General features: G+C 73.2%; 11 protein-coding genes. 6 read left to right on the forward strand and 5 right to left on the reverse strand.

Features of this window, described 5'->3' with window-relative positions; genetic code table 11:
* Positions 1–146 precede the first annotated feature (146 nt).
* From ACH0BZ_RS06305 to ACH0BZ_RS06320, 4 genes are all read right to left on the reverse strand, one after another.
* Complete coding sequence (locus tag ACH0BZ_RS06305; protein WP_406897135.1) at positions 147–710, reverse strand: YceI family protein; 564 nt, start codon at positions 708–710, stop codon at positions 147–149.
* Positions 711–837: 127 nt separating this feature from the next.
* Positions 838–1773, reverse strand: coding sequence for an alpha/beta hydrolase (locus ACH0BZ_RS06310; protein WP_406897136.1), 936 nt, complete (start codon positions 1771–1773; stop codon positions 838–840).
* Positions 1770–2453 carry a TetR/AcrR family transcriptional regulator gene (locus tag ACH0BZ_RS06315; protein ID WP_406897137.1) on the reverse strand — a complete coding sequence of 228 codons (684 nt, stop codon included), beginning with the start codon at positions 2451–2453 and terminating at the stop codon, positions 1770–1772. The genes ACH0BZ_RS06310 and ACH0BZ_RS06315 overlap by 4 nt, the downstream gene beginning before the upstream one ends.
* Complete coding sequence (locus ACH0BZ_RS06320; RefSeq protein WP_406897138.1) at positions 2450–3808, reverse strand: flavin-containing monooxygenase; 1359 nt, start codon at positions 3806–3808, stop codon at positions 2450–2452. The genes ACH0BZ_RS06315 and ACH0BZ_RS06320 overlap by 4 nt, the downstream gene beginning before the upstream one ends.
* Before the next feature lie 408 nt (positions 3809–4216).
* Here ACH0BZ_RS06320 and ACH0BZ_RS06325 point away from each other — a divergent pair, with 408 nt between their 5' ends.
* Positions 4217–6142, forward strand: coding sequence for a LuxR C-terminal-related transcriptional regulator (locus ACH0BZ_RS06325; protein ID WP_406897139.1), 1926 nt, complete (start codon positions 4217–4219; stop codon positions 6140–6142).
* A gap of 49 nt (positions 6143–6191) precedes the next feature.
* Here the strand turns inward: ACH0BZ_RS06325 and ACH0BZ_RS06330 are convergent, their stop codons facing one another.
* Positions 6192–6608 (reverse strand): cupin domain-containing protein, encoded by a 417-nt coding sequence (locus ACH0BZ_RS06330; protein WP_406897140.1) that lies wholly within the window; start codon positions 6606–6608, stop codon positions 6192–6194.
* A 167-nt stretch (positions 6609–6775) separates the two neighbouring features.
* Here ACH0BZ_RS06330 and ACH0BZ_RS06335 point away from each other — a divergent pair, with 167 nt between their 5' ends.
* From ACH0BZ_RS06335 to ACH0BZ_RS06355, 5 genes are all read left to right on the forward strand, one after another.
* Positions 6776–7891, forward strand: a complete 1116-nt coding sequence (locus ACH0BZ_RS06335; protein WP_406897141.1) for an LLM class flavin-dependent oxidoreductase — start codon at positions 6776–6778, stop codon at positions 7889–7891.
* Positions 7892–7968: 77 nt separating this feature from the next.
* Positions 7969–8565 (forward strand): methylated-DNA--[protein]-cysteine S-methyltransferase, encoded by a 597-nt coding sequence (locus ACH0BZ_RS06340; RefSeq protein WP_406897142.1) that lies wholly within the window; start codon positions 7969–7971, stop codon positions 8563–8565.
* Positions 8562–9242, forward strand: a complete 681-nt coding sequence (locus ACH0BZ_RS06345) for a LysE family translocator (RefSeq protein WP_406897143.1) — start codon at positions 8562–8564, stop codon at positions 9240–9242. Before ACH0BZ_RS06340 ends, ACH0BZ_RS06345 begins: the two co-directional genes overlap by 4 nt.
* Positions 9243–9890: 648 nt before the next feature.
* Positions 9891–11111 (forward strand): MFS transporter, encoded by a 1221-nt coding sequence (locus tag ACH0BZ_RS06350; protein ID WP_406897144.1) that lies wholly within the window; start codon positions 9891–9893, stop codon positions 11109–11111.
* Between the two features lie 23 nt (positions 11112–11134).
* Positions 11135–11452, forward strand: coding sequence for an MTH1187 family thiamine-binding protein (locus tag ACH0BZ_RS06355; protein ID WP_406897145.1), 318 nt, complete (start codon positions 11135–11137; stop codon positions 11450–11452).
* Positions 11453–11471 lie beyond the last annotated feature (19 nt).

Here is an 11471-nt window from a genome sequence, read left to right on the forward strand (position 1 = left end):
ATCCCACCGGTGACGCCCGGGCCCGCCGCTCACACGACCGCCAACCCCAATAGCGCCTTGTTCAGCAGTCTCCTAGGTCCGCCGCACCGTCGACGGACACCGGCCCCCCACCTTCTGCAGGCGGGGGGCCGGGCCGATTCGGGGGATCAGGCCTGCTTGATGGCCGAGACCTCGAACTCGAGCGTGATCTTCTCCGAGACCAGCACGCCGCCGGTCTCGAGCGCGGCGTTCCAGGTGAGGCCGAAGTCGTTGCGGTTGATGACCGTCTTGCCCTCGAAGCCGGCGCGGAGGTTGCCGAACGGGTCGGTGGCGGCGCCCTCGAACTCGAACGGGACCGTCACGGACTTGGTCTGGCCCTTGATGGTGAGGTCGCCGGTGACCTCGAGCTCGTCGGCGCCCTTCGCGGTGACCTTGGTGGAGCGGAAGGTGATCTCCGGGTAGTTCTCCATGTCGAAGAAGTCGTTGGTCTTGAGGTGAGCGTCGCGGTCGGCGTTGCGGGTGTCGATCGAGGCGGCCTGGATCGTGACCTCGATGGTCGCGCCCTCGACGCCCTCGGCCGGGACCGTGGCGGTGCCGGTGAACTCGTTGAAGCCGCCGCGGACCTTGGTGACCATCGCGTGGCGGGTGACGAAGCCCATCCGGGTGTGGGTGGGGTCCAGGGTCCAGGTGCCGGAGAGATCGGTGACGGCGGCGGGGGTGGCGGTGGTCATGGTGACTCCTCGTGGTCTGTGGTGTGTCGGTTGGTCTTGCCTTGTGTGGTTCTCACCGTAGGCCAGAAAGGATGACACGTCAACAAGTGGGCGGTGTGGAGTCGGTCACAACTGGGTGATGCGTCAGCTATCTCGGTCGCGTGGGCACGTGGCGGCGCAGGAAGAGCAGGGCGTGCTCGACCGCGCGGCGGTGGCACGGCCGCCCGGGGAAGAGGTCGAAGTGGTCGCCCGGGTAGTGCCGGACCTCGGCTCGCGCGGCGAACGCGGCCTCGGCGGCCGCGTGCGGGGGCGCGCTACGGTCCAGGTCCGCGATCTGGACGAGCACGGGGATCCCCGCCAGGTCCGCGGCGTGGGCGCCGGGCCGGAACGAGCCCAGGTCCGCACCGATACCCGCCCCGACCTCGTTGCGCCACGTCGGCCCCGCCACGGACGTGTAGGCCTCCTCGTAGCCCTCGAGAGAGAGCAGGGCGGCCGAGCCGGGTGGGCCGACGAGCGGCACCGTCGGCTCGGGCCGGCCCAGCGCGGAGGCGACCTTGGCGGCCAGCGCGGACCCGGTCGAGCGCAGCAGCGCCGAGGGCCGGTGCTGCCGGACGGCGGTGACGGCGGCGGCTCGCCCGTCGACCAGCGGGATCACGGAGACGACGGCGGCCACGTCGGTCCGGCCGCGGGCCACCTCGAGCACGTGACCTCCGGAGAGCGAGCAGCCCCACAGGATGATCCGGTCCGCGTCCACCTCCGGCCGGGCGGTCACCGCGGCGATCGCGGCCCGGTAGTCCTCCTGCTGGCGGGCGGGGGAGACGACCTGGCGCGGTGCGCCGGCCGAGCGGCCGAAGCCGCGGTAGTCGAAGCCCAGCGCGGCGTAGCCCGCGTCCGCGAAGGCCTCGGCGAACGGCCTCAGCCCGGAGTCCGCGGTCCCGCCGAGTCCGTGTGCCAGCACCACGCAGGGGGCCGGTCGGTCCGCGGTGGCGCCGCGCGCGGGGAGGAACCACCCCCGGCACTCGGCGGCGGCCGCGCCCGTCCCGGACGGGAAGGCGAGGTCGACGGCGGCGAGACGGTCGGTCACGGGGGGGATCCGCCGGCCGGGCGGTCGACCTCCGGGTCGGGTCGGCCGTAGACGGCGCGGACCCACATGTCCGCGGCGGTGGGCAGGAGCGGTTCGCGCGGATCGTCCGGGTTGTAGGCGAGGCACTCGAGGACGGACTCGTTGATCCGGATGAGCGACTCGGCGAGCATCTGCGCGTCCGGCCCGTCGGGCGCGCGGCCCGCGGCGCGCTCGGCGCGGATGAAGTCGGCGATGGACTCGGCGAGGAGCACCCGGCCGCCGTCCCACATAGACCGCGTCGGGTCGTGGGTGTTCCGGGCCGTGAGCAGGGCGCGGTACAGGTGCGCGTTCTCGACCACGCGGTCGGCGAGCCGCTCCATGCCCGCAGCCATCCGCTCGCGGAACGTACCCTCGCCGGAGACGAGGGAAGCGGTGGAGTCCTCCGCCTGGTACTGGACGTCCGCCAGGAGGACCGTCACGGCCGCGGCCTTGGACTCGAAGTAGAAGTAGAACGCCGACCGGGTGATCCCGGCCGTGTCGGTGAGGTCCGCCACCGAGATATCGTCGAGCTTGCGGACCCGCAACTGCTCATCGAGCGCCCGGAGCAGGGCCTCTCGGCGCTGGTCACCCCGCGGTGACCCCCCGTTGCCCGTCCCGGCGGCTCCGTTCGGCCCGACCGTGTCCGACCTGCCCGCGTTCATGCGACCTCCTTCTCCGAGCGGATCATGCCTCCCAGGCGCCGCGCGCGCTCGCGACCCGCCGGGATCTCCCTGGTCCTCAGGTCGTGTTCGTAGAGGAAGTAGTCGACCTGCTGCTGGTGGCGAGGGGTGTCGAGCATGTGGCCGATGTACTTCTTCTCGTCGGCCACGATCACCCGCTCCATCTCCGCCACCGGCGGCGTCCGGTACAGCCCGGCGGCCCACGCCGCCACGAGCCGGGCCTGGGCCTCGACGAAGGGGAAGAGGGTGGGCGTGGACTGGGCGAAGCCCACGAGGACGAGGTCGTCGATCCCCGGCGAGAACATCCTCTTGTAGAGGGGTATGTGGTTGTGGGCGTCGGCGGAGAGGAACTCCGGGTCGAAGAACGGGAAGGACGTGGTGTAGCCGGTGGCCTGGATGACGACGTCGAAGTCCGCACTCGTGCCGTCGGCGAAGTGCACGGTGCGCCCGTCCACCCGCGCGATGTCCCCCTTAGCCGTGAGGTCACCGGAACCCAGGCGCAGCGGCAACTCCACCGACTGCGTGGGGTGGGCCTCGAAGAACCGGTGGTTGGGCGTGGGCAGGCCGTAGTTCTCGGGCCGGCCGGCGGTCATCGGCTGCAGCTTCTGGATGACCTTGCGCTGCCACGCGTACGGGATCCACGGCGAGGTGGCGAACAGCTTGTCGGCGGGCTGCCCGGCCAGGTACTTGGGCACGATCCACGCGCTGGACCGGGTGGACAGGACCACCTCGTTGCGCATGACCCGGCTCGACAACTCCACCGCGATGTCGGCGGCGCTGTTGCCGATCCCGATCACCAGGATCCGCCTGTCCATGAGGTGCAGCGGGTCCCACGGGTCAACGTAGGCGTGGGAGTGGATCATCTCGCCGGTGAACTCGCCCGGCAGGTCCGCGAAGCGCGGGTCCCAGTGGTGCCCGTTGCCCACCACGAGCGCGTCGAACCGGCGGGTCCCCGTGCGCTCGGTGGTGAGCTCCCAGCCGCCATCGGGCAAGCGCTCGGCGTGGAGCACCCGGTTGCCGAACTCGATCGCCGGCAGCAGCTCGAAGGCCTCCGCGTAGGCGTCGAGGTACTGCTTGATCTGCGTGTGGTGCGGGAAGTCGGGGAACTCGTCCGGCATCGGGAAGTCGCGGAAGCTCAACTGGTGCTTGGACGTGTCGATGTGCAGCGAGCGGTACGCGCTCGAGCTGCCGTTGGGGTTGCCAAAGGCCCAGTTGCCGCCGATCCGGTCCGAGGCCTCGAAGCCGACGGCGTCGATCCCGTAGTCGCCGAGCATCTTGAGCGAGGTGAGGCCGCTGATGCCGGCGCCGATGACGGCGACGGAAGGGGACGGGGACATGGGCACCTCTCCGGCCGGACAACTATGGCGCAGATCACACTATGTCCCGGTGTTGACGGCCGTCAAACGCTCGGGCGCGGGTCGTCCGGATCCCGATCCGCTGAGCAGCACCGACCCGGGTGGGAATCTGCTCATGTGTTTTGTGCGAACACGGTGGAGGGGCCCGCGGAACGGTTCATGATTAGGGGACGGACCCACCGGGTTCGATCCTCTGGGAGGGCGAAAGTGGACACCGAGACGCGGCCGGACGCGTCGAGCCCGTGGTCGTGGCTCTCGCGACCCGGGATCGAGAGACCCCCGGAACGACGGTGCACGTGGATCGTCGGGCCGCCGGGGAGTGGGAAGTCGCATGCCCTGCGTCGGCTCGCCGCGGGGGCGGGCGCCGGCCGGCGCCGCGGGGCTGCGACGGTGCTCCTCGACGACCTCGACAGCGTCCCGCCCGCGGAGGTGCTCGCCGCCCTCACCACCCCGGGGGCGATGGTCCTGGCCTCGTCCTCGCCCCACGACGAGCTCGCGCCCGAGGTCCTGCGCGCGCTACGCGCGGCCGGCACCGATCGGCGCGTTCTGGCGCCGCTCACCGAGGCCGACGTGGCCTGGATGCTCGAGGCGCGGTGGCCGGTGATCGCCGAGGAGCACACCGTGGCCCGGCTGCACTTGCTCTCGGGCGGTGCCGTGGGCGTGCTGCGCGCCGTGGTCGACGACGCCCTCGACGCGTCGCTGTTCGCGATTCGGCACGGCGTGCTCCGGCTCCGCGGCGAGATCCCGCTGAGCCGGGCGGACCTCTACCTCGACGCCATGGGCCGCGAGACGGCGGCGGTGGCGCGGATCCTCGACGGCGCCGCGCTCGCCGACGGCCTGCCCTACGCGGTGCTCGTCGAACTCGGCGGCGAGGAAGCCGTCGAGGACCTCATCGCCGAGGGGGAACTCCTCCCCGATGACGACGGGTCGATCCTGCACCACGTGCCCGAGCTGGCCCGCCACCGCCGGGTCGCGGAAATGGACCCGGGACTGCGGCGGCACCGCCTCGGGCAGGTGGACGCCGCGGCCGCGCGAATCGGGGCGGACGACACCGTCCCCCTGCGGCCCCCGGCGGACCTGCCGGCCGACGCCCTGCTGTTCGACGGGCCGTGGGAGCCCGGGAGAACGCCCGGGGTCACTGCCTTGGAGGTCCTCGCCCGGTCGGGGATGTGCCTGCCGCACACGGACGACATGGGGGCCGCCCACCCCGCGGAGGCGGACCCGGCGCGGGATCTGCACGACCTCGCCGTCGCGGCCCTCTCCGGGAACCACGAGGACGTCCGGACCGCGGCCGGGGCGCTGCGCACCCTCGAGGCCACCGACCCGCGGATCGCGGCCGCCGTCGCGCTGTTCGAGACCTACGGGCTGTTACTGGGCGGGCGGATCGAGGAGTCCGCGGCGCTTGCGGACGCCCTGCGTCGCAGGTACAGGTTCCGGCCGCGCCTGAGCGCGGTGGCGGTCGGGGCCTGCGCGATCTCCGACATCGCGGCCGGGGAGCTCGAGCGCGCGCGCCGGCGATTCACCTCCGTCGTCGCCGAGTTCGCCGACGAGCCCTGGACCGGCTGGGCCGTCTACGCCCTGTGTGGGCTCGCGATCGTGAGCGACTTCCTCGGCGACACAGCCGGGCGGGCCCTGGTCGGGGCCGAGGTCGAGCGGATCCCGGCCGAGTGGGGCCTGTTCGCGGCGTCGGCGGCGGCCACGCGGGCGTGGGCGACCGACGGGGGCGAGGAGGCGGTCGGCCACCTCACCGAGGCCTGCCGCGCGGCGGCCGAACGCGGGCAGTCCGGGCTCGCGGTGTCGTTCGCGATGGAGCTCATCCGGGTCGGCGGCGAGGAGGCCGCGCGCGCGGTCGACACGGCGTCCGGCCCGGAGTTCGGCCTCGGGGAGCTCCGCCGGTACCGGGAGGCCGTGCTCTCCGGGGACCGCGGGGTCCAGCGGCGACTCGCGGAGGACTACCGAAGGCGCGGCATCCGGGTCTTCGCGATCGCCCTCTACGTCCGTCTGGCGCAGGCCTACCGTGCCGAGGGGCTGACCGCCCGGTCCGTGGAGGCGGCCGCCATCGCCCGCGAACTCTCTGCCGAGTCCGGCGCGCCACGGGTGCCGTCGCTCCAGCTGCTGTCCGGGGTCGCCGACCTCACCCCGCGGGAGCGCGAAACCGCGCAGCTCGTCTCGCGGGGGATGACCAACCGGCGGATCGCCGAGGAGCTGGGCCTGTCCGTGCGGACGGTCGAGGGGCACGTCATGCGGGCGTGCCGGCGCATCGGGGTGGGGACGCGGGAGGACCTGGCGGAGGCGTTGAGCGCGGTCCTGCGGTGACGCGGAGCGCGGCCGACCCCGTGGTCGCGAGACCTACCGCGCCCCGGGCTCAGTGGTCGTGCTCGTCGGCCTCCGAGTCGGCCTTGGTCGGGTGGACCGTGCCGTGCGGGTGTTCGGCGGGCGCGTAGAGCGAGTACACCTTGAGCGGCTCGTCGCCGATGTTGGTGACGTTGTGCCACGAGCCGGCGGGCACGAGGATCACCCAGTCGTCACCCACCTCCTCGGTGAAGTCCAGCTGGTCCTTCGCCGGGCCCATCTGGACGCGGCCGCGTCCCTGCTCGACGCGGAGGAACTGGTCGTGGTCCTCGTGGACCTCGAGTCCGATGTCGTCGCCCGGCGCGATCGCCATGACGGTCATCTGCATGTACTTGCCGGTCCACAGCGTGGTCCGGTAGTTGGTGTTGCCCAGGGTCTCGTCCTCGATGTTGACGACGTAGGGGTTCGGGCCGTGATCGGTGGTGCTCATGGCGTCCTCTCTGCTCGGGCGGGTGCGTCCGGGGCGGACCGGACGGCTCCCTCCATCATGCCCCGCAGCGGCGCTCTCGGGGCGTCAGGTGCGATCTCGCACTGGGCTGGCACCTCGACCTCGCCGCACACCTGGCGCGTGGTTGATGCGTCAACTACGGTGGGGGGATGAGCACCGCAGCGCACGCCTCGTCGTCGTCCCTTCCCTCCCCCGCCGCGGCCGTCGCCTTTGGGCTGGACACCTTCGGCGACGTGACCGTGGACCGCGCCGGCGAGCCCGTTCCGCACGCCCAGGTGATCCGCGACCTGGTGGAACAGGCGGTGCTCGCCGACTCCGTGGGCGTGGACGCGTTCGGCATCGGCGAGCACCACCGGCCCGACTTCGCCGTCTCCGCGCCTGACGTAGTGCTGGCCGGCATCGCGACCCGCACGGAGCGCATGACCCTCGGCTCGGCCGTCACCGTGCTCTCCAGCGACGACCCCATCCGCGTTTTCCAGCGCTTCTCCACGATCGACGCGCTCTCGAACGGCCGGGCCGAGGTGGTGCTGGGCCGCGGCTCGTTCACCGAGTCCTTCCCCCTCTTCGGCTATGACCTCGCACAGTACGAGCAGCTCTTCTCCGAGAAGCTCGACCTCTTCGCCGCACTCCTGCCGGAGGAGCCCGTCACGTGGTCCGGCGAGCTGCGGCCGCCGCTCGTCGACCAGCGCGTCTACCCCGAGACCGAGGGCGGTCTCTCAGCGTGGATCGCCGTGGGTGGCAGCCCCGAGTCCGTGGTCCGCGCGGCCCGGTACGGGTTCCCGCTCATGCTGGCGATCATCGGCGGGCCCGCCGGCCGCTTCGCGCCCTTCGCAGACCTCTACCGGGAGGCGTGCGGGCGGTTCGGCACCGGCCGCCTGCCGATCGCCGTGCACTCCCCGGGCCTGGTCGCCGAGACCGACGACGCCGCCGCCCGCCTCGCGCTCCCGCACTGGCTGGACAACCGCAACCGCATCGGCCGCGAGCGCGGGTGGGGCGACGCCGGCGAGGCCGAGTTCCACCGCGAGGTCCGCTCGGGAGCGCTGTACGTGGGCTCACCGGAGACGGTCGCGCAGAAGATCGCCACCACTGTCCGCACGCTCGGCCTGGACCGCTTCGACCTCAAGTACGCGAGCGGGCCCACCCCGCACGAGGACCTCATGGCCTCGATCGACCTTTACGGCCGTCGTGTCATCCCCCGGGTGCGCGAGCTGCTCACCGAGGCCGGCTACGAACCCGGCGTGGCACAGACCGTCTCCCGGCTCTGACGGCGCGAGCTCACGTCGATGTGTGCTCACGCCGCGCGATTCGGCACACTGGCGTGTGCCAAACCTGAGGGGGCGCCATGACCGAGCGAGTGGTCGAGCCCGGGGCCGAGCGCGCGACCGGGACCGAGCCCGGGGCCGCCTACCGCGTGGTGGGCTCGCCGATCGGCGACCTGCTCCTGGCCGCGACTCCGCGGGGGCTGGCCTATGTGGGCTTCGAGGTCGAGGACACCGCGGCGCTGCCCGCGACCCTCGCCGCCCACCTCGGCGCGTCGGTGCGGCGTGACGATGCCACGGAAGCCGTCGGCCTCGCTGCTCACCCCGATCCCGCCGCCGGTGTGCTGGATGACGCCACGGGGCAGATCGTCGAGTATCTCGATGGCCGCCGCCGCGCCTTCGACCTGCCGCTCGACACCGCCCTGTCCACCGGCTTCCGCGGGCAGGTACAGGCTCACCTCGCGACCATCCCCTACGGGCACACGGCCACCTACACACAGCTCGCCACCGACCTCGGCCGGCCGGGCGCGGTGCGGGCCGTGGGCACCGCCTGCGCCACCAACCCGCTGCCGCTCGTGTGGCCGTGCCACCGGGTCCTGCGCTCGGACGGCGGGCTCGGAGGTTTCCGCGGCGGACTCGAGGTGAAGCAGCGGCTGCTCGCCCTGGAGGCCGCCGGGTGACGACGTCGCAGGTCGCGGCGCTGTTCGGGGTATGGGCGGTGGCGGTCGCCTCGCCGGGCCCGGACCTCGCCGTCGTCCTGCAGCGGGCCCTCGCCGGCCGCCGCCACGGGGTCGCCGCGGCCGTCGGTGTGGTCGCGGGGATCACCGTGTGGATCGTCGCGGCCTTCGCCGGCCTCGCCGCGCTGGTCGGTGTGCAGCCGGGCCTGATGACGGTGCTCCAGGTCGCCGGCGGCGGGCTCCTGGCGACCCTCGGCGCGCTCGGCCTGCGGGGATGGTGGAGGGTCCGGGGGCGCGGTGACGACGACGAGGGCCGCAGCTGCTCCGACGACGGCAACGGCGACGCTGCCGCCGATCCAGGTTCGGCTCCGGCGAGCGCCCGCGGAGATCTGCTGCGGGGCCTGGCCACCAACCTCGCCAATCCCAAGGCGCTCGTCTTTTTTGGCGCAATTCTCACCCCGTTCCTCACCGGCGAGGTCTCGGCGGGGGCGTCCGTCCTGCTGGTCGCCGGGATGGTCGCGGTGGCGTTCGCGTGGTTCTGCGGGTTGGCGCTGGCGGCCTCGCACCCGCGGGTGTATCGCCGGATCGGCCGGGCCCTGCCGTGGATCGACCTCGTGGTGAGCGGGTTGTTCGTGGTGTTGGGGGCGGTATTCGCCGGCGCGGCGCTGCTGGGACGCTGACCGCGGGGCGGGCGCCGTTCCGCACCGGTGCTGCGCTGCGGAGGGCTGCGCTGGGCCGGCGCTGCGGAGGGCTGCGCTGGGCCGACGCTACCCGGGGGCGGGTCGGGTTCGCCCGGCACCGCCGTTCGGGACGCTCCGGCAAATCGCTCACTCGCGCACAGGACGCGGGGTGGGCCGGGAGGTCAGGGAAAGAGAACGCGCTGGTAGCGGACTGTACCCGGCGCTCGCCTGAGGAGACCGGGTCCCAGAGAGCGCACCGGAGGAGGCCGCTGTGCCCGCAGGTGGCCGGGATGTGTGCGAGACGCCTGTTCAGGGCTGCGCGAATCGGATTCGGTGCGCAGACTCGCGCGGTCTACCGGGCCTACTCGCGCACTTTGTGTGCGTTGACCGCCGCCTGGCCTGTGGCCTGTGAGAACAGGTGGACGGGTGATGATGATGGGACTGCCGGGATCGCGTGCCGAGTGAGCGAGTGAGCGAAAACCCAGAGCATCGTGACGGCGTACCGCCCCCCGCCCCTGGACTCCCCCCGCCCCTGGACTCCCCCGCCCCCGGACTCTCGCTCGCCGGAGTGCGGGGGAAGCCGGTCGGCCGGGGGTGGCGGCACCGGTCGCGGTACCGGCGTGCGACACGGCGGCTAGGTTCGGCGGCATGGACGGACTCGGCGCGGCACGGCAACAGCCGGACCGTGCCTGGCTGCGGGCGGCGCTCGCGATGTTCGCCGTGGGCTGGGGCGCCAACCAGTTCGCGCCCCTGCTGCACCTGTACCGCGTCGAGCAGGGGCTCGGGCAGTCGTCGGTCACCGCGGTCTTCAGCGTCTACATCGTGGGCCTGCTGCCTGCCCTGCTCGTGGCCGGGCGATGGTCCGACGCCCACGGCAGGCGCGTGCTCATGCGGCCGGTGCTCGTGCTCTCGCTGGTCGCCACCGTGCTCATGCTGGCCGGGCCGTGGCACCCGGCATGGCTCTACCTCGGCCGGTTCCTCGCGGGCGTGGCCTCCGGGGCGGCGTTCGGGGCCGGCAGCGCGTGGGTCCGCGAGCTGAGCGCCGGCGCGCCGCCCGGGACCGGCGCGCGCCGGGCGGCCGTCGCACTCTCGGGGGGATTCGGCCTCGGCGGGCTCGTCGCCGGCCTCGTCGGGGAGGTCGCACCCGCGCCGCTGGTCAGCGCTTACGTTCCGCACCTCGTGCTGGGCGTGGTCGCGGTGGCGGCCGCGTGGCGGGCCGTTGACCCCTACGTCCCCCACGGCGAGCGGCACCCATCCGCGCTCGTCCCCGCGACCGCCCGCACCCGCCGCTTCCTCCTCGGCGTCGCCCCCTGGGCACCGCTGGTGTTCACCTGCGCCAGCATGTCGTTCGCCGTGCTCGCCGACCAGCTGGGCGAGGACGCCGCCGGTCGCCCCACCGCGTTCGCCGGTGCGATCGTGGGCATCACCCTTGGCGCGGGCGTGCTTGTCCAGCCTGCCGCGCGGCGGCTCGCGGCGGCCTCGGACCCGGCCCGGCTGCCCGTCGCCGGACTCACGGCCGCCGCGCTGGGTATGGGTATCGGCGCTTGCTTGGTCGCGATGCCGGGGCTGCCGGGCCGGGCGCTGCTCCTCGTCCCGGTCGCAGTGCTGCTCGGCGCCGCCTACGGAACGCTGCTCGTGGCAGGGCTGGTCGAGGTCGAGCTGCAGTCCGGGCCGCGCGACCACGCCGGACTCGTGGCCGTCTTCTACGTGATCACCTACCTGGGGATGTCCACGCCGTACGTCATCGCCCTGCTCTCGCCGGCGGGCGGGCCCGCCCCGTGGATCGCCGCCGGGGCGCTCGCCTGCCTCGCGCTGATCCCGCTCACGATCTCCCAGCTGCGCGCCCCGCCCGAGCCCTCGCGGCACTGACGCGGCGGACCTACGGTGGGGGCATGCTGTTCGCCTTCTCCGTCGCCCCCACCACCACCGACGACGCCGGCGCTTCGATGAGCGCCGCTGTCGCCGAGGCCATCCGCGTGGTCCGCGAATCCGGGCTGCCACACGAGACCACCGCCATGTTCACCACGATCGAGGGCGAGTGGGACGAGGTGATGCCGGTCGTCAAGGCCGCCACCGACGCGGTACTCGCCGTGTCGCCACGGGTGAGCCTCGTGCTCAAGGCCGACCTGCGGCCCGGCCGCAACGGTGAGCTGCGGGGCAAGGTCGAACGCGTCGAGCGGCGCCTCGCCGGCGGCGAAGGGGTGCGGTAACAGCGACCAACAGCGCTCT

Origin of the sequence: Dietzia sp. 179-F 9C3 NHS, from assembly GCF_045369825.1 — a bacterium.
Lineage (GTDB): Bacteria > Actinomycetota > Actinomycetes > Mycobacteriales > Mycobacteriaceae > Dietzia.

Coding starts and splice junctions, on each gene's coding strand:
- ACH0BZ_RS06305 (WP_406897135.1), bottom strand. CDS start 710: ATGACCACCGCCACCCCCGCCGCCGTCACCGATCTCTCCGGCACCTGG.
- ACH0BZ_RS06315 (WP_406897137.1), bottom strand. CDS start 2,453: ATGAACGCGGGCAGGTCGGACACGGTCGGGCCGAACGGAGCCGCCGGG.
- ACH0BZ_RS06320 (WP_406897138.1), bottom strand. CDS start 3,808: ATGTCCCCGTCCCCTTCCGTCGCCGTCATCGGCGCCGGCATCAGCGGC.
- ACH0BZ_RS06330 (WP_406897140.1), bottom strand. CDS start 6,608: ATGAGCACCACCGATCACGGCCCGAACCCCTACGTCGTCAACATCGAG.
- ACH0BZ_RS06335 (WP_406897141.1), top strand. CDS start 6,776: ATGAGCACCGCAGCGCACGCCTCGTCGTCGTCCCTTCCCTCCCCCGCC.
- ACH0BZ_RS06340 (WP_406897142.1), top strand. CDS start 7,969: ATGACCGAGCGAGTGGTCGAGCCCGGGGCCGAGCGCGCGACCGGGACC.
- ACH0BZ_RS06350 (WP_406897144.1), top strand. CDS start 9,891: ATGGACGGACTCGGCGCGGCACGGCAACAGCCGGACCGTGCCTGGCTG.
- ACH0BZ_RS06355 (WP_406897145.1), top strand. CDS start 11,135: ATGCTGTTCGCCTTCTCCGTCGCCCCCACCACCACCGACGACGCCGGC.